Source organism: Hydrogenophaga sp., from assembly GCF_030158645.1.
GTDB lineage: Bacteria > Pseudomonadota > Gammaproteobacteria > Burkholderiales > Burkholderiaceae_C > Hydrogenophaga.
Window position 1 is genome coordinate 1 of the sequence record NZ_JAOASO010000144.1, and the last position, 21,127, is coordinate 21,127.

Consider the following 21,127-nt stretch of genomic DNA (forward strand, 5'->3'; position numbering starts at 1 on the left):
TACGCCCGCTGAGATGTTCAGCGAATCTGTTGCATCGACCGGTTGAATCCGCCGCCAAAAGCGGACATTGAAATACTAAGATGACCATGCAGCTGCGGGCTTCTATTTGCGCCTTAGTGGACAACGCTGGTGAGGTGGAACTGGCTGAAGGCTGGCTGCGCGACAACGAATCCAGCCTCACCTATGTCTCGGAGATGAACGGCTGCGGATGCTGCGTGTTCATGTGGGACATCGAAGGGCCGGCCGATGTTGTGAAAACACTTCCATCGGTGCTTTCAGCAGGAAACGATTGGGTGTCATCCGGCCCGACTGACAAAGCCTGAGCATGTCCGCAATGGGCCCGTTGCAGTCAATCGGCCAATAGTAGAGCAGACGCTCCAACCGCCGCACGGTGGTCTGTGCGGCGACAACATTTGCCGCTGGCTTAGCAGTCGCCGAACTGTCAACGTGTCGCTCGCGTTCGACCTTGTTATCACTCGAACAGCAAGACGTTGTTACCATTTGGGCGTCATTTAAAGCTCGCGCCTGTTTGCATTTGAAACCGAAGAATGAGATGGTCCGCATGTCGGGTGCATTGCATGGAGAACCATTTGTCTCACCGCAGCAAAGTCGCAGCGACCCCTTTGGCGGGGGTATTCGTCACGCTGATGGAGAGCGCACGCAGCTTCCCTCGCCATTGGCACAGCACCTACGGCCTTGGCTTGATCGACCGCGGCGCGCAACGGTCATCGAGTGGCCGCGGCTCGGTTGAGGCTTTCGCCGGGCAATGCATGACCCATAACCCGGGCGAGGTGCATGACGGCGCGCCCATCGGCGACACGGCACGTTGCTGGCGCATGTTTCATATTGAGCCTACTGCCATGGCTCGCCTTCAAGGCGTGGCTCTGCCGTCGAACGTGGAGTGGCATGCTCCGGTCATGGACGACGAAGCGTTGCGCTCGACGCTTTGCCTTGCATTCGCAGCATCGGAGTCCGCGGGAACCGCAGTGCGTAAATCGAGTTCGACGTCCCAGGGCATGCTGGAAGAGGCGCTGATACTGGCCATAGGCCGAGCATCCGAACTGACCCGAACACCGCAACCAAGGCAGCCAGACGAAGCGAATCTCTCCCTCGTGATTGAACGCCTTGCCGACGACGTCGCACACGCCCCGACACTGGACGAACTCGCAGCACTCTCAGGTACCAGCCGCTACACGCTAGTGCGCCAGTTCGGCCGCAGCCATGGCTTGCCGCCCATGGCGTGGCTGATGCAGTTGCGACTGCAGCGTGCGCGTGACCGTATCGCCGCGGGCTGGACCTTGGCCGATACTGCACTGTCCTGCGGTTTCAGCGACCAGAGCCACCTCACGCGCCTGTTCACACGCCAGTTCGGGCACACCCCCGGGGCCTGGCGCAAAGCGACAGAGCCCCATGGCTCCGGACGCGCAAGAACGTTCTAGATCGTTGCCGGTTGAAGCGACATCCTGCGGGTATGTCGTCATCCAACACTCCAACCAACTTCGATGGTGAAGGCCGACGGGACCTCTGGGGCCCAGTGCTGTGCGGGGCCGCGATGGCCACGGTGGGCACATCGGTCGTGGCCAGCAAAGTGATCGGCATACAAGTCGAACCCTTTGCTGCCACCGCCTTGCGGCACCTGCTGGCGTTGCCCGTGCTCGTGCTGCTGTGTTGGCTGTTTCAACCCTCCTGGCCCCGACCGAGCCGGCGAGATGCGTTGATCCTGCTGCTTCAGGCTGCGTCCGGCAGCGTGGGCTACACCGTGCTTTTGATCGCCGGCACCTCTATGGCCAGTGCGGCCGACGCCGGTGTGGTGGCTGGCACGTTGCCCGCCATGGCAGCACTGTTCGCGATTCTGATCCTGGGAGAGCGGCCCGGCCTGCTCGCCTTGGTGGGCATTGCCTTGACGACCGCGGGGGTGTTGCTGTTGTCAATGGGCGGCGGCTCGGAGCACAGCGTGCCACTGCCTCATCGCTCCCTCGGCATAGCGCTGGTGGCCGCCGCGGTGGCTTGCGAGGTCGTCTTCATCTTGGGACAGCGCCGGCTGCTCACACCCATCGAACCGCTGGCAATGGCGACGCTGATGTCCTTGGGGGGCTTGTTGCTGTCGCTGCCAGCCGCCGGCATTGTCTGGGCGATGGGTTGGTCGCAGGTTGCCGTGGATACCAAAAGCATGTGGGCGGCGCTGGCCGCCATCGCCTGGTACGCATGGGTGCCCACCGTCATTGGATTCTGGCTTTGGTATGCCGGTGCGCGCCGCGCCACAGCCACGCAAGCCGCAGCGTCCACCGCGTGGCTGCCTCTGGTCGCGGTCACTGGTGCCGCAGCGGCGCTGGGCGAAAGTTTGACAGCCTCGCAGCTGACAGCGCTGGCGTTGGTGCTGGCTGGCGTGCTCGTCGGCTCCATCACCTGGCCCAAGCGCGAGCAGTCACGCAGTCAGCCCAATTGATCAGTCGGCTCAAGGATTCAAAAAATCGGGATTCGACGCGCTCAGCTCGCAGCTCGTGGTGACGCAATCAGGGACCCCGCGGAACGCCTCGTCAAGCCACCGAAGTGTGGTGGCAACGGTGTCCGATGCACCATCGTGAAAGGCTTCGATCACGATCAGCACCGACTCGGTGGACGAATTCACCGCAGAAAAGCTGGACTGGCGATGAGCCCACTTGCGCGCATGTGCACGGCGACTCCCGTCGACGAAGACCACTTCCGCTTCGGCCGGGTGCTCGATCTCGCCGGAGAAGGCCAGGAACTCCTCATCGCCCCGCGCACGCTCGACTGAAAGCGGCCATGCGACTTGAGCGCAGTCGAAAACGGCGATGGGGACTGCTGCGTGCACCGAGACCGCATTGCACAGGTCGACGAGCGGATTAACCTTCGGCAACTGACCGTCTTGACGCAAGCGCCGCAGCAATGCTTCGGCAGCGCAACGCACTTGCGTCGGCTGCAGTCCCATTTCTGAGTACACACGGCGCCAAGCCTGAATTTCGGGCCACTGTCCCTCCGACAAGGGCGCTCTCCCATGCAGGTCGCTTCCGCTGAGTCGTATCTTGGCTGCCGCTGCGTGCGCGGCGACCGCAGCTTCGAAGTCGAGTGCACCACTCACGCCGCGTACGTGCATGACCCCTGCATGGAGGTTGGGAAACGCCGACCAGAGGTCGGGGGTATGGAAGAAGTGCATCGTGTACCGCCTGTGAGCTGTTCGACACATTGAACAACTGTCGCGCCGGTCTGTCTTGAACGGAATTGCGCTGTGGTGCGCGGGTCCCAGGGTTCCTATGAAAGGCGCCTGGTTGCCTGCCCGTTAGCTATCACGAACCGATGGCGAAGTCGGCTTATGGCCGATCGGCGCCATCGTAGCCAAGGCAGCGTCAGCCTCGGAAATGCGCTGCCCGAGTCAAATCACCAGCACGGCCCGGAAATCGTTCACGTTGGTGTGCGTGGGTCCGGTGACCACGAGGTCACCCAACGGCTGGAAATAGCCGTGGGCGTCGTTGCGCGCGAGGTGGTCGGTGACCTTGAGGCCCTGCGCTGCGGCCCGGGCCAGGGTGTCGGGCGCCACCAGCGCACCGGCGTTGTCTTCCATGCCGTCGATGCCATCGGTGTCGGCGGCCAGTGCCCACACGCCCTTGATGCCGTTCAACGCTTGAGCCAGGCCGAGGCAGAACTCTCCCGCTCTTCCGCCCTTGCCTTTGGCCTGACCCTCCACCCGCGGACGCACCGTGACCGTGGTCTCACCGCCGCTGAGGATCACACACGGCGTCTTGAAATCGCTGCGGCCGAGCGCGGCGGATCGCGCGAGCGCTGCGTGCACCTTGCCCACCTCGCGGGACTCGCCTTCGATCTCGTCGCTGAGCACGTAGGTGTTGAGCCCGACGGCGCGTGCCGCAGCAGCGGCCGCCTCCAGGCTTTGCTGCGGCGTGGCGATCAGGTGCACCTCGTGGCCCTGCAGGCGTGGATCACCGGGTTTGGGCGTTTCGAGCTCACCGCGCTCGAGCTGGGCACGAACAGCGGGGGGCACGTCGATGCCGTAGCGCTGCAGGATGTCCAGGGCGTCGGCGCAGCTGGTGGCGTCGGCCACGGTGGGGCCGCTGGCGATCACGCTCACGTCGTCGCCCGGCACATCGCTGATGGTGATGGTGACCACGCGCGCCGGCGCACAGCCTGCGGCGAGCCGCCCGCCCTTGATGCGCGAGAGGTGCTTGCGCACCGTGTTCATCTCCAGGATGTTGGCACCGCTGTTGAGCAGCTCGCGGTTGATGCGCTGTTTGTCTTCCAGCGTGAGGCCGTCGGCCGGCAAGGTGAGCAACGACGAGCCGCCACCCGAGATGAGGCACAGCACGAGGTCGTCCGCGGTGAGGCCTTGGGTGAGTTGCAGGATGCGCTGCGCGGCGGCCAGGCCCGCGGCGTCAGGCACCGGGTGCGAGGCTTCCACCACCTCGATGCGGTCCTTCAAGCCCGCCGGGCGCGGTGGCGTGTGGTCGTAACGCGTGACCACGAGGCCCGAGATGGGTGCGTCGGCGGGCCACAGGGCTTCCACCGCCTGCGCCATGGCGCCACCGGCCTTGCCGGCACCGATGACCACGGTGCGCCCCTTCGGGGGCGTTGGCAGGAACGCGGCGGTGTTGTGCAGGGGCAGCGCGCGCTGCACCGCCACATCAAACAGGTGGCGCAGCAGGGCGCGGGGGTCGTTCAGGCTGGGGGATGGGGTCGTGTTGGGCATGGGGGGAGTTTAGAGAATGCAGGCCCTCACCCCGACCCGCTCCCGCCAACGGGAGCGGGAGTCCCCGCACGTCAGGCGGCGGCGTCCGGCGCAATCGCGTGGTTGGCCATCAGCTCCAGGCTGCGGCACAGCGCCGAATGGTCCAGTCCCGCCATGCCGTGGGCGGCGCAGCTCTGCATCAGTTGCGCCGCGCTGGCCGTGTGCGGCAGGCTCACGCCGAGTTCCTTCGCGCCCTGCAGCGCGAGGTTCAGGTCCTTCTGGTGCAGCTCGATGCGAAAGCCCGGCTTGAACGTGCGCTGGATCATGCGTTCGCCATGCACTTCCAGAATGCGGCTGGCCGCGAAGCCACCCATCAGGGCCTGGCGCACCTTGGCCGGATCGGCCCCGGCCTTGCTGGCGAACAGCAGGGCTTCGGCCACGGCCTCGATGTTGAGCGCCACGATGATCTGGTTGGCCACCTTGGTGGTCTGGCCGTCGCCGTTGCCACCCACCAGCGTGATGTTCTTGCCCATGGCTTCAAACAAGGGCTTCACCCGGTCAAACGTGTCCTGCGAGCCCCCCACCATGATGGTGAGGCTGGCGGCCTTCGCGCCCACCTCGCCGCCACTGACCGGTGCGTCCAGGTACTCGCAGCCGAGCCCGTTGATCTTCTGTGCGAACGCCTTCGTGGCCATGGGGCTGATGGAGCTCATGTCCACCACCACCTTGCCTGCCTGCAGGCCCTGGGCCACGCCGTGTTCGCCAAACAACACGTCTTCCACGTGCGGCGTGTCGGGCACCATGGTGAAGACGATGTCGGCCCGGCGCGCCACCTCGGTGGCGTTGGTGCAGATGGTCGCGCCCTGCTCGGCAAAGGCTTCGGGCACCTTGCTGCGGCTGCTCACGAACATCGTGTGCCCTGCCTTGAGCAGGTTGAGTGCCATGGGCGTGCCCATGGTGCCCAGGCCGATGAAGCCGACCTTGAGTCCGTCTTTGGTCATGGGTGTCTCTGGTGTGTTCTTCAAAGCGATTGGCCGTGGGCGGCGACCCAGCCCAGGCCTCGGTCCGTACCGCCGGGCGTTGCGTCCCTGGGCTTGTATTCGCAGCCGATCCAGCCGGCGTAGCCCAGCGCGTCGATGTGTTTGAACAGGAAACGGTGATCGATCTCGCCGGTGCCGGGCTCGTGGCGGCCCGGCGTGTCCGCCAGCTGCATGTGGTGGATGCGCGGGAGCAGATCGCGAATGGTGTTGGCCAGCTCGCCTTCCATGCGCTGCGCGTGGTAGATGTCGTACTGGAGGAACACGTTGTCAGAACCCACTTCATCCATCAGTTCGATGGCCTGGCGCGGCCGGTTGACGAAGTAGCCCGGCATGTCGAAGCGGTTGATGGGCTCGATGAGCAGCGGGATGCCGAGCTTCTTCGCCTCCAGCGCCGCAAAGCGCACATTGCCCACCCAGGTGGCGCGGGCCTGCGCCTCGCTCACGCCGGCCGGCACCAGACCGGCCATGCAGTGCCAGCGCTGCACGCCGATCACCGGTGCGTAGCTGGCGGCTTTGGCAACACCTGCACGGAACTCGTCTTCTCGCCCGGGAATACAGGCCATGCCGCGCTCTCCCGCGGCCCAGTCGCCCGGCGGCAGGTTGTGCAACACCAGGTCGAGGTGGTTGTCCTTCAACCGGTTGGCGATATCTTCCGCAGGAAAGTCATAAGGAAACAGGAACTCGACCGCCTTGAACCCGGCTTTGGAAGCGGCGGCAAAACGGTCGAGGAACGGCAGCTCGTTCCAGAGCATGGAGAGGTTGGCGGCAAAACGGGGCACGTCGGTTTCCTTGTTATTCCAGCAAGCCGGCAGCCACGAGGCCCTCGCGGCCCTCGGGGTGCAGGCATTCGATGTCTTCAAACTCGTTGATGGCGTTGATTTCGGTGCCCATGGCGATGTTGGTCACCTTCTCCAGAATCACTTCCACGACCACCGGCACACTGTACTGGCGCGCCATGGTCTGGGCCTCGCGCAGGGCGGCTCCGATCTTCGCCGGATCGGTCACGCGCAGCGCCTTGCAACCCAGTCCTTCCACCACCGCGCGGTGGTCCACCCCATAGCCCTTGAGCGCCGGGTCGTCCACGTTCTGGTTGTCGAACGCGAGCTGCACGCAGTAGTCCATTTCGAAACCGCGCTGTGCCTGGCGGATCAGGCCCAGGTAGCTGTTGTTCACCAGCACCTGCACATAGGGCAGTCGGAACTGTGCGCCCACGGCGAGTTCTTCCACCAGGAACTGGAAGTCGTAGTCGCCCGAAAGGCCGACCACGGTCTTGGTGGGGTCGGCGGCGACCACACCCAGCGCGGCGGGAATCGTCCAGCCCAGCGGACCGGCCTGGCCGCAGTTGATCCACTGGCGCGGTCCGTAGACGTGCAGGAACTGGGCGCCGGCAATCTGGCTGAGACCGATGGTGGACACGTACACCGTGTCGCGGCCGAAGGCGGCGTTCATCTCCTCGTACACCCGCTGCGGCTTGATCGGCATGTTCTCGAAATGGGTCTTGCGCTGCATGAGTTTCTTGCGCTCGGCGCAGCGGGCGGCCCAGGTGCCGTAGTCCTTCAAGGTACCGGCGGCCTTGCGCTCGCGCGCCACCTGCACGAAGAGTTCGAGCGCGATCTTCGCGTCCGAGACGATGCCCAGGTCGGGGTTGAACACCCGGCCGATCTGGGTCGGCTCGATGTCCACGTGCACGAACTTGCGGCCCTGGGTGTAGACCTCGATCGAACCCGTGTGGCGGTTGGCCCAGCGGTTGCCGATGCCCAGCACAAAGTCGCTCGCCAGCATGGTGGCGTTGCCGTAACGGTGGCTGGTCTGCAAACCCACCATGCCGGCCATGAGGGGGTGGTCGTCAGGAATGGCGCCCCAGGCCATGAGGGTGGGAATCACCGGCACGCCGGTGAGTTCGGCCAACTCCACCAGCAGAGCGGACGCGTCGGCGTTGATGATGCCGCCGCCAGCCACGATGAGCGGCTTGGCTGACGCCGCCAGCATGTCCAGCGCCTTCTCGATCTGCTTGCGGGTGGCGGCCGGTTTGTAGACCGGCAGCGGCTCGTAGGTGTCGATGTCGAACTCGATCTCGGCCATCTGCACGTCGATCGGCAGGTCGATCAGCACCGGGCCGGGGCGGCCCGAGCGCATGAGGTGAAAGGCCTGCTGGAACGCGCGGGGCACCAGGGCGGGCTCGCGCACCGTCACGCTCCACTTGGTCACCGGCTTGCTGATGGCCTCGATGTCCACCGCCTGAAAGTCTTCCTTGTACAGGCGGGCACGCGGCGCCTGGCCGGTGATGCACAGAATCGGGATGCTGTCGGCGATGGCCGAATACAGGCCGGTGATCATGTCGGTGCCGGCCGGCCCGCTGGTGCCGATGCACACGCCGATGTTGCCCGCCTTGGCCCGGGTGTAGCCCTCGGCCATGTGCGAGGCGCCCTCCACATGGCGCGCCAGCACATGGGCAATCGTCTGGCGCTCGCGCAGTTGGGCATAGAGCGGATTGATGGCGGCACCCGGCACACCGAAGGCCTGGGTGATCCCCTCCTTCTCCATCACGAGCACGGCGGCCATCGCGGCTTTCATCTTCGGCATGTCTGTCTCCGGTTGGTTTTTGAACGCTGCCCGATGCTAGGGAGCGCACCCGGTTTTGAGAATGCCACTGGCTGTACGTTGATTCGGTACCTGAGGTATGCAATGGACCGTTCACGGACTACGATGCGTCCATGGACCGCTTCAAGGAAATCGAGGCTTTCGTGCAGGTGATGGAACACGGCAGCCTGGCTGCCGCCGCGCTGCACGCGGGCATCACACCGGTGATGATGGGCCGGCGCATCGACGCGCTGGAAAAGCGCCTGGGCACCCAGCTCATGCACCGCTCGACCCGCCGCCTGGTGCTCACCGAGCAGGGCGCCACCTTTCTCGACGAGTGCCGCGGCCTGCTGGCGCAATGGGCCACCGCAGAAGCCACGGTGTCATCGCAACGCCACAGCGCCAGCGGCCACCTGGTGGTGTCGGCCCCGGCCGCGTTCGGGCGCATGCACGTCGCCCCCCACGCCAGCGCTTACCTCAAAGCCAATCCGCAGCTGCGCATCTCCTTCAACCTGACCGACCGCGTGGTGGACCTGGTGCGCGAGGGCTACGACATGGCCCTGCGCATCGGCAACGTGATCGACCCCAACTTCGTGGCCATCAAGCTCGCGACCAACCAGCGCGTGGTGTGCGGCACACCGGCCTACTTTCGCAAGCACGGCAAACCCAGAACGCTGGAGGACCTGAAGGCGCACAACTGCCTGGCCTTCAACCTGCAGGGCGGTCAGCAGCGTGGCTGGTATTTCTTGCAGGACGGCAAGACCGTGACCGTGCGCGCCGAGGGCAACCTGGACTGCAACGACGGCGAGCTGCTGCACCGCTGGGTCAGCGAGGGCCTGGGCCTGGGCTGGCGCAGCACCTGGGAGATCCAGCTGCAGCTGCAACGCGGTGAACTGGTGACCGTGCTCGACGAATTCGCCCTGCCCGAGTACGACATCCTGGCGGTGTACCCGCAGCAGCGGCACCTGCCGGCCAAGGTGCGCTTCTTCATCGACCACCTGAAAAAGATATACGCCAAGCCCGGATACTGGCTGCGCGACACACCCTGACCGCGCTGCAACGCACACGGTCGTGAAAAGCACAACCGCCTGGCCAGTGAACTGGCGCAGGCGGTTGCAGGTTGGATGCCGGCGAGGAAATCAGGCGCGGGCCACACCGGTCTTGAACACCGCCACCGACTCCACCAGTTGCAGCGCTTGCTGCTTGAGGCTGTCGGCCGCGGCGGCGCTTTGCTCCACCAAGGCGGCGTTCTGCTGTGTGCCCTGGTCCATGCGGGTGATGGCCTGACCGACCTGCGCCACGCCCGAACTCTGCTCGGCGCTCGCGGCGCTGATCTCGCCCACGATGTCGCTCACGCGGCGGATCGAGGCGACCACTTCCTGCATGGTGGTGCCGGCCTGGTCGACCAGCGCTGAACCCTGTTCGACGCGGTCCACGCTGGCGCCGATCAGACCCTTGATTTCCTTGGCGGCTTCGGCGCTGCGCTGGGCAAGGTTGCGCACCTCGCCAGCCACGACCGCAAAACCCCGGCCCTGTTCGCCCGCACGCGCCGCTTCCACGGCGGCGTTGAGCGCCAGGATGTTGGTCTGGAAAGCGATGCCGTCGATGACACCGATGATGTCGCTGATCTTGCGGCTGCTCTCGTTGATGCCCTTCATCGTCTGCACCACGCGGCCCACCACCTCGCCACCCTGGATCGCCACGCTGGAGGCACTCTGGGCCAGCTGGCTGGCCTGGCGTGCGTTGTCGGCGTTGTGGCGCACGGTCGTGCCCAGCTGCTCCATGGTGGCCGCGGTTTCCTGCAGCTCGCTGGCCTGCTGCTCGGTGCGGGACGACAGGTCCTGGTTGCCCGAAGCGATCTCGCCACTGGCGTGCGACACGTAGTCGGAGCTGCGGCGCACATCGGTCACGGCCTTGGACAGACCTTCCTGCATGGTCTGCAACCAGGCCAGCAAGCTGTCGGTGTCGCCCTTCTTCAAGTAGATGGGTGTCGTCAGGTCGCCCTCGGCCACCGCGCGGGCAATGCTCACGGCCGTTCGCGGCTCACCACCGAGCTGCCGCAACATGTTGCGCGTGATCATCATCGACAGACCGATGCCGATCACCAGCGACAGGCCGATCAGCCCCATGACCGCAAACCGGGCCTGGTTGTAGACCGTGGTGACCAGCGTTGCAGAGGCTTCACCGCCGTCGTAGTTGTACTTGAGCAGCGCCGTCAGAGTCGTGATCACCTCGTCAAACGCCATGCTGGCCAGTCCGTCGGCAATATCGGCAGCGTCCACTTGCAGCTTGTCGCGACCGAGCTTGATGACTTTTTCGTTGGCCTGCAGGTAGGCGGTCCAGGCGGTGGACAGCTTGTTGTTCAGCGCCGTCTCTTCCTCGCCCGACACGCGCCCCTGATAACCCGCGAACAAGGCCTGCAATGACTTGCCGGCCTCCTTCATCTTGTCTTCGTACTCGGCGTGGTAGCTGGTGTCGTCGGTGCGGCTGTGTTTGACCTCGAACTCGCGGTACTCGATCGCCAGCGCGCGGGCGTCCGACAGGGCGCCCACGCCCTTGAGCCATTTCTGGGACAGCGCGATGGCTTCGCCATCCACGCTCTTCAGTCCCACCAGAGCGGTGGCGCCCAGAGCAGCCGTCAACACCAGGATGGACGCAAACGCGCCGAAGAGCTGCTGGCCCACCGTCAAACGACGTAGCCAGCCAAAGGGATTGGGAAGTTTTTTCATCGCGCCACCGCCATCACTTCTTGTGACCGATGTAGCTGGCGCCGATCACTTTGCCGCCGGCGTCCTTGATCGGGTTGTAGCAGGCGTCAAAGGCGGTGCCGAGCACGTCGATGGGGCCGCAGAACTGCTGGCCCTTGCTCACGGAGTCATAGGCGGCGTTGCGGGCGAGCTGGGTGCCCACGCCGCGTTTGCCTTCGGGCGTGAGCACGTTGGTGCTGACGCGCACGAACTCGTCGCCTTCTTTCACGAACACGGTGGCGGTGGCCTGGTGGCTCTTGCGGATGCCGTCGACCACGTCGAAGTTGTTGTTGATCTTGCGCTCGCCGAAGAACAGGGCGGGCACGGTCTTGCCGGCGACGGTGTCGGTGCCCTCGACGCGCGGTGCACCGATCTTGGTCAGGCGACCGTCGAGGTCGGCGATGGTGGCCTTGGGGTCGTTGGCGTGGGCGAAGGAGGCAGAGACGGCCAGCGTGGCCAGCATGAGGGCGCGGTTCAGTTTCATGAGAACTCCATATGGGACAAGGTTGAAGGGCATCCGGCGGATGTAAGCCTGTATCGGTCGCAACCCGTCGGACTTGAATTCTCAAGAGCCTGTCACCGCCCAAAACCGTGATGAACCGGGCTTTGGCCACCCATTTCGGGCGCTCGGCGCCTCGCGCGCGGTTCGATCACACCAGGGTGACCAGCGCCAACCAGCCCACCGAGGCCCAGCGCTGTACCGGGCTGACCGGCTGGCGCCACACCGCCCCCACGAGGAACAGGTTGTAAGGCAGCGGCGTGAAATGCACCGCGGCGGCCCACGCCATGTCGACGCCGGAAGCCGCCATGGCCAGCGCAATGCCCGTGGCCAGCACATTGATCAGCGTGCCCACCAGCACCATGTCGCGCCAGAACAGCACGCGCATGGGCACCTGGGCGCGCCAGCGGGCGCTGAAAAATCCGGTGGCGTCCGGCATCAGCTTGCGGCCAGCACGCGCACCAGCCAGGTGTTGAGATCGGCCACCTCCTGTGGGCAGACTGAGTGCTCCATGGCATAGGTGTGCCACTCCACCGGGTAGCCCAGCGCCTTCAAGGCATCGCGCGATTCGGTGCCGCGCTGCACCACCACCACCGGGTCCTGGCTGCCGTGCGCCAGAAAGATGGGCACGTCGCGGTTCGCCTCGGTGCGCTCGGTGGCGGTGCTGGCCGCCAACGGCAGATACCCCGAGAGCCCCACCAGACCGGCCAGGCGTTGCGGCGCGCGCAGCCCGGCCATGAGCGTCATGGCACAGCCTTGCGAAAAACCCATGAGCACGGTGCGCCCGGGCGGCACGCCCCGCGCGGCCTCCCGGTCCAGCAGGCCCTGCACCAGGGCGCAGGACTCGCGCAGACCGGCCTCGTCTTCCCGGCGCGACTGGCCGATGGGTGGATGGATGTCGTACCAGGCGCGCATCTCGTAACCACCGTTGAGGGTGACCGGGCGCACCGGTGCCGTGGGGAACACAAAACGCACCGGGCCGATGGCGTCCAGATCGAGCTCTTGTGCGATCGGCACGAAGTCGTTGCCGTCGGCGCCCAGGCCGTGCAGCACGACGATGCTGGCCACGGGCGTGGCCGCGGGGTTGCTGCCAGTGAAGAGTTCGAGGGTTTCAAGCGTGTGTGAGGTCATGACCTGCAGCATAGCGGCTGCCTATGATGAAAGCCCTTCGCTCATCACCTCGACCATGACACCCCACGCATTGCTCGACCACATCGACCAAGGCCGCCTCTGGCCTGAACCCTCCGGCCTCTCGCTCGACGCCGCTTACGCGCAAGCACTGGCGGTGCGCCAGCTGCGTATGGCGCGCGGCGAACAACCGCGCGGCTACAAGATCGGCTTCACCAACCGGAGCATCTGGCCACGCTACAACGTGTTCGCGCCCATCTGGGGCAGCGTGTGGGACAGCACGCTCACGGTGTGCGACGGTGAGGGCAGCGTGTCGCTGGCCCACACCTGCCAGCCAAGGCTGGAGCCCGAGGTGGTGTTCGGCCTGAAAGCCACGCCCGCACCCGAGGCCACGCTCGACGGGATTTTTGCGGCCATCGACTGGGTGGCACCCGGCTTCGAGGTCGTTCAGTCGCACCTGCCGGACTGGAAGTTCTTGCCGCCCGACACGGTGGCCGATGGTGGATTGCACGCTCGCCTGCTGGTGGGCCGTCGCACGCCGGTGCGCGATCTCGCAAACGGCGCCGCAGCGCTGGACGAACTGCTCGCGCAAGCCCGCGTGAGCCTGCTCAAGGGCGGTGCGGTGGTGGAAGAAGGCCAGGGCTCGAACGTGCTGGACAGCCCGCTGCGCGCGCTGCTGCACTTCACACAGACCCTGCGCGACTGCCCCGGCGCGCCCGACCTGCAGGCCGGCGATGTGGTCACCACCGGGACATGGACCGATGCCTGGCCGGTAACGCCGGGTGAACACTGGACCGCCCGTTTCTCCTCACCGCTGCCCAGGCTTGACGTGACTTTCACGGGTTGACCCGCGCCGGTGCTTGCAGGTGAAACCCTCTAAACACAAGGCTGGAGCCTTGGTAGATTCGTCCGACATACCCACAACGGAGACCTTCTTCATGACCAAGATCGCGCCAGACCTGCTGGCACTGCAGCGCCTGTACCACTGGGAAAAAACCGCCCCCACGCGCGTGGCGCTCACGCAGCCCATGGGCCAAGGCGCGGTGCAGGATTTCACCTGGGCGCAGGTGGCCGATCAGGTGCGCCGCATGGCCACCCACCTCAAATCGCACGGCTGGGAGCCCGGCTCCAAGGTCGCCATCCTGTCCAAAAACTGTGCCTGGTGGATGATGAGCGACCTCGCCATCTGGATGGCGGGCTATGTGTCGGTGCCGCTTTACCCGACCCTGGCGCCCGAAACCATCCGCCAGATCCTGGCGCACAGCGAAGCCAAGGCCCTCTTCGTGGGCAAGCTCGACGGCTGGGAGGGCATGAAGCCCGGTGTGCCCGCCGGCCTGCCCTGCATGAGCTACGCACTGTCACCGGCAGACGTGGTGAAGAACTGCGAGGGTTGGGACGCCATCTGCCAGCGCAGCCAACCCCTGCAAGGCGAGCCCGTGCGCGGCGGCGAAGAACTTGCCACGCTGATCTACACCTCGGGCACCACCGGCATGCCCAAGGGCGTGATGCACACCTTTGACAACTTCGCCTGGGCGCTCGACGCCGGCCTCAAGCGCATCCCCATGACCGGCAGCGACCGCATGCTGTCTTATTTGCCGCTGGCCCACGTGGTGGAGCGCATGCTGGTCGAACACGGCTGGTTGCGCACGGGCATGCATGTGTTCTTCGCCGAGTCGCTCGACACCTTTGCGGCCGACCTGCAGCGCGCCCGGCCCACCATCTTTTTCTCGGTGCCGCGGCTGTGGGTCAAGTTCCAGCAAGGCATCCACCACAAGATGCCGCCGGCCAAACTCAACCGCTTGCTCGGCATCCCGATCCTGGGTGGCATCGTTCGCAAGAAGGTCATGAAAGCCCTCGGCCTGGATCAGTGCAAGTTCGCCGCCGGCGGCGCCGCACCCATGCCGATCGCCCTGCTGCAGTGGTACAGCAAGCTCGGCCTCAACATCAACGAAGGCTACGGCATGACGGAGAACCTCGCGCTCTCCCACATCACCGAACCCGGCAAGAATCAGCAAGGCACTGTGGGCCCGGCCTACGAGGGCGTGCAACACCGCATCGACCCCGAGACCGGCGAAGTGCAGATGCGCAACCAGGCCATGATGCTCGGCTACTACAAGGAGCCCGAGAAGAGCGCCGAGAGCTTCACCGCCGACGGCTGGCTCAAGACCGGCGACAAGGGCACGATCGACAAGCAAGGCCTGCTGCGGATCACCGGCCGGGTGAAGGACCTGTTCAAGACCGGCAAGGGCAAGTACGTGGCACCCGCCCCGATCGAAGACAAACTGGTGATGCACGAGGGGGTGGAAGCCTGTGTGGTCACCGGCGCCAACCTCGGCCAGCCGCTGGGCATCGTGATGCTCAACGCAGACGCGGTTGCCAAGGTGGCCGATGCCACCGCCCGCAGCGAACTCGAAACCTCGCTGGCCGCACACCTCAAAACCATCAACGCGACGCTCGATCCCCACGAGCAGTTGCAGTGCATCGTGGTGGTCACCACCGCCTGGACGGTGGACAACGACGTGATCACCCCGACCTTCAAGGTCAAGCGCAACCGCATCGAAGACCTGTATGCCCGCCACTACGAAGCCTGGGAGGCCTCGGGCAAGAAGGTCATCTGGCAAAAAGGCTGAGGTCGGGCCGGTTCAACCGGCCTGCGTCAGGCGCTTGAGAACGCCATCGGCGCCCTGCTCGCACAGGCGCATCACCACCTCGAAACCCTCGGCGTTGCTGTAATAGGGGTCGGGCACTTCGAATGTGCCCGGTACACCGGCGTACTCCAGAAACAGGTGCAGCTTGTGCTGGTGCTCGGGGGGACAGACTCGCCGCAGGTTGGCCAGGTTGTCACGGTCCATGGCGAGGATGAGGTCAAACAGCTGGAAGTCCTCGTCCTTCACCTTGCGCGAGCGCTCGTTGAGGATGTGGTGGTAACCACGCGCCTGGGCGAGCGTGATGGCCCGGCGATCGGCCTTTTCGCCGCGGTGCGCGCCGTAAGTCCCAGCCGAGTCCAACACCACCCGGTCGTTCAGTTGGCGGCGCTGCACCTCGGCGTGCATCACGCTGGCGGCCATCGGCGAGCGGCAGATGTTGCCCATGCACACGAGAAGGATCTTGGTCATGCCACAAGGATAGCGAGCCGCGGTGGGCGCTGGCGGGCGGGCGCCGAAAAACAAAAAACCCGCCGGCGGCGGGTTTTCGGGAGACCGGGGGTGGACTCAGATCAGGTAGTCGTCAACGCTCTTGCCGGAGGCCAGCACGGCGCGCACCCACTCGGGCTTGCGGCCCGGGCCACCCGCCCACAGCTCGCCGTTGGGGCCGCGGTACTTCGGCGCAGCTGCCGATTTTGATTTGCCCGTCTTCTTGACGCCGGTCGAACCGCCAAGATCGGCCACCGAAATACCGAATTGCTTCATCTTGGCCTTGATATCGGCGATCACAGAAGCGAGTTCGTCTTTGCGTGCCTGCTCGGCTTGCGCCATCAGGGTTTGGGCTTGCGCCATGAGTTCGGAATAGCTGGCCATTGTTGGCTCCTTATAGAGAAGTTGAATTCGATCGGAATGTGCCATGACAAACTGCCGATGCAGTGCCGCATTCTAATCGGCTTTTCTCGACCCACCGGCGGACCACGGTTGGAGTTCGGCAGGCAACTCCGCTTTCAACTCCATCGGACTTCCGGTGACGGGGTGACTCAATCGCAGTCGCCAGGCGTGCAAAAACATGCGTTTCAATCCGTTGCGCATCAATTGCCGGTTCAGTTCGAAATCGCCGTATTTGTCATCGCCTGCAATCGGATGACCCGCGCTGGCGAGGTGCACGCGGATCTGGTGGGTTCGCCCGGTCTTGATCGTCACCTCGAGAAGGCTCAGACCCTCGGGCAACTCGGCGCTCAAGCCGGCGGGCGCCGGAATTCGGGCGGCAACCTTCACCAAGGTCACCGAATGCATGCCGTCCGGGTCGTCCTTGGTTGTCACCTTCACGCGCCGCTCGCCATCGGCCAGCAGGTATTTGTGCAGGGGTTGATCGAGCACCTTCAAACGCGCAGGCCATGCGCCTTTGACCAAGGCCAGATAGGTCTTGCCCGTCTCCCGCTCCCGAAATTGATCCTGCATTGCCTTGAGCGCACTCTTCTTTTTGGCAATCAGCAACAGGCCGCTCGTTTCCCGGTCCAGACGGTGCACCAATTCGAGCAATTTGGCATCCGGACGGGCTTGCCGCATCTGTTCGATCACACCAAAACTCACGCCGCTGCCACCGTGCACCGCGACGCCGGCGGGTTTGTCGATGGCCAAAAAGGCGTCGTCCTCAAACACCACCGGGAATTGGCGCGCCGGGGCTGGATTCTGTTGTTTCTCTTCTGCGCGTTCGGACAGGCGAATCGGCGGAATCCGCAACACATCACCGGCTTGTACCCGGTCATCCGCCCCCACACGACCCTTGTTTCGGCGCACTTCACCCGAGCGGATGATGCGGTAGATGTGGGTCTTGGGAACGCCCTTGAGTTCCCGGATCAGGAAGTTGTCCAAGCGCTGACCGGCCGACTCGTCGTCCACCGTGAGGTGCCGAACGGCGGCGGCTGGGGAGGTTGGGAGCTGAGGCAAGGGAAATCGAGGGGGAAAGCGAAGGGAAATAGGACACCGGGGCGACGGTTGGCTGTCTATAATGCGTCACTCTCGTCGCGCGCCGTAAGTGATTGATTTGCCTTGAGTTTAAGGCACGCACTGAAGGCGCTGACCTCCCGGCTCGACAAAGCGGGAGCGCGTCGTGAGATGGTTGCCACCCGCAGCACCCGGCACCTCCCACCGCACCCTCGACCATGGTTCATGGCTTCCCGGTGCGGTCAAGGTCCGGTCGACGTTGCGGGCGAACCGGTTGATGAAAACAGCGAACCCGATTACGGAATACCCCAATCGATCAGCTTCCCACATGAAGCTGGTCGAGGACAAAGTGAACACAGAGATAACCCGGCCAGATCCATGTCGTTGACAGCCATCCAGCCTTCCCTGCTCACCCAACTCCGCGCGCCTACGCCCTGACCTGGCGGTTCGACGCGGCACCCCGGTGCCCGCCTGTGTCGAACGCCTTCCCCGAACCGCGGGTCAACGGCTCTCCGGCAATTCCTCCCCCGTTCGCTTTTTCCGCTGGTTCACGGCGAGTTGACGCCTGTGGCTCTCAAGCCCGGGCGTCCTTGTGTGTTTGAACGAAGGAAATCGCATCATGAAACGCATGCTGATCAACGCCACGCAGGCCGAAGAGCGCCGGCTGGCCATTGTGGACGGGCAAAAACTGCTCGACTACGAAATCGAAATCGAAGGGCGCGAACAGCGCAAGGGCAACATCTACAAGGCCGTCGTCACCCGCGTCGAGCCGTCGCTGGAGGCCTGCTTCGTCGACTACGGCGAGGACCGCCACGGCTTCCTGCCGTTCAAGGAGATCTCCAAGCAGTTCTTCAAGGAAGGCGTGACCGTCCGCGACGCGAAGATCCAGGACGTGATCTCCAACGGCACCGAGCTGCTGGTGCAGGTCGAGAAGGAGGAGCGCGGCAACAAGGGCGCGGCGCTGACCACCTTCGTGAGCCTGGCCGGCCGCTACCTGGTGCTGATGCCCAACAACCCGCGCGGCGGCGGCGTGTCGCGCCGCATCGAGGGCGAGGACCGCGAGGAACTCAAGGAGAACCTCGACCAGCTCGAGTACCCCAAGGGCATGAGCCTGATCGCCCGCACCGCCGGCATCGGCCGCAGCGCACCCGAGCTGCAGTGGGACCTGAACTACATGCTCAAGCTGTGGAGCGCCATCGACGGCGCGGCCAAGGCGGGCAAGGGCGCCTTCCTGATCTACCAGGAGTCGTCGCTGGTGATCCGCGCCATCCGCGACTACTTCACCGCCGATGTCGGCGAGATCCTGATCGACACCGACGACATCTACGACCAGGCGCAGCAGTTCATGACGCATGTGATGCCGGAGACGGCGTCGAAGGTCAAGCGCTACCGCGACGACGCGCCGCTGTTCAGCCGCTTCCAGATCGAGCACCAGATCGAGTCGGCCTACGCCCGCACCGTGCAACTGCCCTCGGGCGGCGCCATCGTGATCGACCACACCGAAGCCTTGGTGTCGGTGGACGTGAACTCGGCCCGCGCCATCAAGGGCGGCGACATCGAAGACACCGCGACCCGCACCAACCTGGAAGCCGCCGACGAAGTGGCGCGCCAAGCCCGCCTGCGCGACCTGGGCGGCCTGATCGTGATCGACTTCATCGACATGGAAGAGTCGAAGAACCGCCGCGACGTGGAAAACCGCCTGCGCGACGCGCTGCGCCAGGACCGCGCCCGCGTGCAGTTCGGCGCCATCAGCAAGTTCGGCCTGCTGGAAATGAGCCGCCAGCGCCTCAAGCCCGCGCTGAACGAAGGTTCGTCCATCCCCTGCCCGCGCTGCGGTGGCTCGGGCCACATCCGCGACACCGAGTCGTCGGCGCTGCAGATCCTGCGCATCATCCAGGAAGAGTCGCTCAAGGACAGCACGGCCGCCGTGCTGGTGCAGGTGCCGGTTGAAGTGGCCAGCTTCCTGCTCAACGAGAAGCGCACCGAGATCACCAAGATCGAACTCAAGCAGCGCATCAACGTGCTGCTGGTGCCCAACAAGTCGCTGGACACGCCCAACTACAAACTCGAGCGCCTGAAGCACGACGACCCGCGCCTGGACAACCTGGACGCCAGCTACAAACTGGCCGATGAGCCGGACGAGGCCACCGGCTTCACCCGCCGCAGCCAGGAACGCACCAACAAGCAGGAACCGGTGATCAAGGGCGTGTTGCCCGACGGTCCCGCCCCTGTGGCGGCGCCCCGCCCCGAGGTGGTGGCCCCCGTGGCCGCGCCTGTGGCGGCCAAGCCGGTTGCAGCCCCGGTGGCCGCACCGGTGGCCGCTGCACCGGCTGAAAAAGGCTTCTTCGGCTGGCTCAAGAGCTTGTTTGGCGGTGCTGACGCCGCGCCAACCGTGGCCCCCAAACCCGCTGTGGCCGCACCCGCTGCCAAGCCCGGCGCGCGCGAAGAGCGTGCCGACGGCCGTGGGCCGCGTGAAGGTGGGCGTGAAGGCGGCCGCGAAGGTGGTCGTGATGGCCGCAGCCGCGGTGGGCGTGGCGGCGCCGAAGGTCGCGGTCAACGCGAAGGCGGTCGCGAAGGCGGCCGCGGTGGTCGTGATGGTGCGCGCGAAGGCCGTCCGGTGGAAGGCCGTGAGCCTCGCGCGGAAGGCCGTGTCGAAGGGCGCCCGGAGGGCCGTGCGGAAGGCAGGGGCGAAGGTCGCCGTGGCGAAGGCCGCGGTGAGCCGCGTGGCGAAGGCCGCAACGAGGCACGCGGCGAACCCCGCGCTGAGGGTCGCGGTGAAGGCCGTGGCGAACGGGGTGAAGGTCGCCGGGGCGATGGTCGCCGCGACAACCGCCGCGATGCCGCTCCAGTGGAGGGCGCAGCGCCAGCCGAACTGGTGAACGGCACGCCGGTCAACGCACCGGGCGAAACTTCCGAAGGCGGCGACAACCAGCGCCGGGGCCGTGGCGGACGGGGTGGCGAGAACCGCCGCCGCCCGGCCGAAGGCGCCGAAGGCCAGCCGCCGGTTGTTCAAAACGATGCGGTACCCGCTGCCCAGGACGCTGGCGACAGCGCCGAAGCACCCCGCGAAGGCGAGATGCCTGAAGGCGGCGACGGCGCACCACGCGCCCCGCGCGAACGCCGCAGCCGCGACCGCTATGGCCGCGACCGCCGCGAGCGCGGCCCGCGCGAAGCCAACGGCGCCCCCGAGGGCGTCGAAGGCGAAGCCCCCGCGGAGGTGCCAGCGAGCGAAGCGGCCTTTGCGGCCGCCTCGCCAGCGTCGGTGGACGAAGCCCCCACGCGCAGCTACTTCAGCCTGCCGGTGGAAGCGACTGCGCCGGTGGTGAGCGAAGCCCCTGCGGCCGCACCCGCTCCGGTGGCAGCGCCCGTTGCGGCGCCCATGGCAGCGCCGGTGATGGAACAGGCCGCACAGGCCCCGGTGACGGCACCTGCCGCGATGGCGCCGGTGGCCGCACCGGCACCGGTTGCGGCACACGCCCCAGCCCCCCGCGCGCCTGCCCCGAAGACCGCTGCACCGGTGGTGACCGAAGCCCCTGCGGCCCGCGGTCTGCCCAAGGTCGCCAGCTTCTCGCTGCCCCTGGACGACATGCAGCGGGTGGCCCAGGCCAGCGGCCTGGAGTGGGTCAACTCGAACGCCGACAAGGTGGCCCAGGTGCAAGCCGCGATCGCGGCCGAACCCAAGCCCGTGCACGTGCCGCGCGAGCCGAAGCCGGCGGTGGTGCTGGACGACGGCCCGCTGGTGCTGGTCGAAACGCGCAAGGATCTGCGCGACATGCAACTGCCCTTCGAGGCACGCTGACCCGGCAACACCGTCGGGCGCAACATCGCCTGACGGTGCATCCACC

The 21,127-nt window shown here is 65.8% G+C and carries 19 protein-coding genes; 7 read left to right on the top strand and 12 right to left on the bottom strand.

Annotated features, from left to right (window positions below; all coding sequences use genetic code 11):
- Positions 1-80 precede the first annotated feature (80 nt).
- The 3 genes from Q1W68_RS15090 (at position 81) to Q1W68_RS15100 (ending at position 2,446) form a co-directional block, all read left to right on the top strand.
- A complete protein-coding gene (locus Q1W68_RS15090) occupies positions 81-323 on the top strand; it encodes a hypothetical protein (protein ID WP_300649788.1) in 243 nt (80 codons plus the stop codon).
- Positions 324-578: 255 nt separating this feature from the next.
- Complete coding sequence (locus Q1W68_RS15095) at positions 579-1,439, top strand: AraC family transcriptional regulator (protein ID WP_300649789.1); 861 nt, start codon at positions 579-581, stop codon at positions 1,437-1,439.
- Between the two features lie 32 nt (positions 1,440-1,471).
- Positions 1,472-2,446 carry a DMT family transporter gene (locus tag Q1W68_RS15100; RefSeq protein ID WP_300649791.1) on the top strand — a complete coding sequence of 325 codons (975 nt, stop codon included), beginning with the start codon at positions 1,472-1,474 and terminating at the stop codon, positions 2,444-2,446.
- Positions 2,447-2,455: 9 nt separating this feature from the next.
- On the opposite strand, the gene Q1W68_RS15105 is transcribed toward Q1W68_RS15100, so the two are convergent.
- The 5 genes from Q1W68_RS15105 to gcl all read right to left on the bottom strand — a co-directional run bounded on the left by Q1W68_RS15105 (position 2,456) and on the right by gcl (position 8,319).
- On the bottom strand, positions 2,456-3,175 hold the full coding sequence (locus Q1W68_RS15105) for a phenylalanine--tRNA ligase beta subunit-related protein (protein WP_300649793.1): 720 nt from the start codon (positions 3,173-3,175) through the stop codon (positions 2,456-2,458).
- Positions 3,176-3,391: 216 nt separating this feature from the next.
- Positions 3,392-4,717 (bottom strand): glycerate kinase, encoded by a 1,326-nt coding sequence (locus tag Q1W68_RS15110; protein WP_300717035.1) that lies wholly within the window; start codon positions 4,715-4,717, stop codon positions 3,392-3,394.
- A gap of 71 nt (positions 4,718-4,788) precedes the next feature.
- Positions 4,789-5,697, bottom strand: coding sequence for a 2-hydroxy-3-oxopropionate reductase (gene glxR, locus Q1W68_RS15115; protein WP_300717036.1), 909 nt, complete (start codon positions 5,695-5,697; stop codon positions 4,789-4,791).
- A 20-nt stretch (positions 5,698-5,717) separates the two neighbouring features.
- On the bottom strand, positions 5,718-6,515 hold the full coding sequence (gene otnI, locus Q1W68_RS15120; protein ID WP_300649797.1) for a 2-oxo-tetronate isomerase: 798 nt from the start codon (positions 6,513-6,515) through the stop codon (positions 5,718-5,720).
- Between the two features lie 13 nt (positions 6,516-6,528).
- Complete coding sequence (gene gcl, locus Q1W68_RS15125) at positions 6,529-8,319, bottom strand: glyoxylate carboligase (RefSeq protein ID WP_300649798.1); 1,791 nt, start codon at positions 8,317-8,319, stop codon at positions 6,529-6,531.
- 131 nt (positions 8,320-8,450) lie between these two features.
- Here gcl and Q1W68_RS15130 point away from each other — a divergent pair, with 131 nt between their 5' ends.
- On the top strand, positions 8,451-9,365 hold the full coding sequence (locus tag Q1W68_RS15130; protein ID WP_300649799.1) for a LysR family transcriptional regulator: 915 nt from the start codon (positions 8,451-8,453) through the stop codon (positions 9,363-9,365).
- Positions 9,366-9,455: 90 nt separating this feature from the next.
- Here Q1W68_RS15130 and Q1W68_RS15135 read toward each other — a convergent pair whose 3' ends face one another.
- The 4 genes from Q1W68_RS15135 to Q1W68_RS15150 form a co-directional block, all read right to left on the bottom strand.
- On the bottom strand, positions 9,456-11,045 hold the full coding sequence (locus Q1W68_RS15135) for a methyl-accepting chemotaxis protein (RefSeq protein ID WP_300649800.1): 1,590 nt from the start codon (positions 11,043-11,045) through the stop codon (positions 9,456-9,458).
- Between the two features lie 13 nt (positions 11,046-11,058).
- Positions 11,059-11,547 carry a Cache 3/Cache 2 fusion domain-containing protein gene (locus Q1W68_RS15140; RefSeq protein ID WP_300649801.1) on the bottom strand — a complete coding sequence of 163 codons (489 nt, stop codon included), beginning with the start codon at positions 11,545-11,547 and terminating at the stop codon, positions 11,059-11,061.
- Positions 11,548-11,713: 166 nt separating this feature from the next.
- Positions 11,714-12,001 carry a hypothetical protein gene (locus Q1W68_RS15145; protein WP_300649802.1) on the bottom strand — a complete coding sequence of 96 codons (288 nt, stop codon included), beginning with the start codon at positions 11,999-12,001 and terminating at the stop codon, positions 11,714-11,716.
- A complete protein-coding gene (locus Q1W68_RS15150; RefSeq protein ID WP_300649804.1) occupies positions 12,001-12,693 on the bottom strand; it encodes a carboxylesterase in 693 nt (230 codons plus the stop codon). Before Q1W68_RS15150 ends, Q1W68_RS15145 begins: the two co-directional genes overlap by 1 nt.
- Before the next feature lie 55 nt (positions 12,694-12,748).
- On the opposite strand from Q1W68_RS15150, the gene Q1W68_RS15155 reads away from it, so the two are divergent.
- Both Q1W68_RS15155 and Q1W68_RS15160 read left to right on the top strand, forming a co-directional pair.
- Entirely contained in the window at positions 12,749-13,537 is a 789-nt protein-coding gene (locus Q1W68_RS15155; RefSeq protein WP_300649806.1) for a hydratase, read from the top strand.
- Positions 13,538-13,628: 91 nt separating this feature from the next.
- The gene (locus Q1W68_RS15160; protein ID WP_300717037.1) at positions 13,629-15,320 is read left to right on the top strand and encodes an AMP-binding protein; all 1,692 of its coding nucleotides are present in this window, start codon (positions 13,629-13,631) and stop codon (positions 15,318-15,320) included.
- A 12-nt stretch (positions 15,321-15,332) separates the two neighbouring features.
- Here Q1W68_RS15160 and Q1W68_RS15165 read toward each other — a convergent pair whose 3' ends face one another.
- The 3 genes from Q1W68_RS15165 to Q1W68_RS15175 all read right to left on the bottom strand — a co-directional run bounded on the left by Q1W68_RS15165 (position 15,333) and on the right by Q1W68_RS15175 (position 17,285).
- On the bottom strand, positions 15,333-15,806 hold the full coding sequence (locus Q1W68_RS15165) for a low molecular weight protein-tyrosine-phosphatase (RefSeq protein WP_300649810.1): 474 nt from the start codon (positions 15,804-15,806) through the stop codon (positions 15,333-15,335).
- A 96-nt stretch (positions 15,807-15,902) separates the two neighbouring features.
- Positions 15,903-16,253: an H-NS histone family protein gene (locus Q1W68_RS15170; protein WP_300659030.1), complete on the bottom strand. Its 351-nt coding sequence runs from the start codon at positions 16,251-16,253 to the stop codon at positions 15,903-15,905.
- Positions 16,254-16,280: 27 nt separating this feature from the next.
- Entirely contained in the window at positions 16,281-17,285 is a 1,005-nt protein-coding gene (locus tag Q1W68_RS15175) for an RluA family pseudouridine synthase (protein ID WP_300649812.1), read from the bottom strand.
- 616 nt (positions 17,286-17,901) lie between these two features.
- Between Q1W68_RS15175 and Q1W68_RS15180 the strand changes: the two genes are divergently transcribed.
- On the top strand, positions 17,902-21,081 hold the full coding sequence (locus Q1W68_RS15180; protein WP_300717038.1) for an Rne/Rng family ribonuclease: 3,180 nt from the start codon (positions 17,902-17,904) through the stop codon (positions 21,079-21,081).
- Positions 21,082-21,127: the final 46 nt, after the last annotated feature.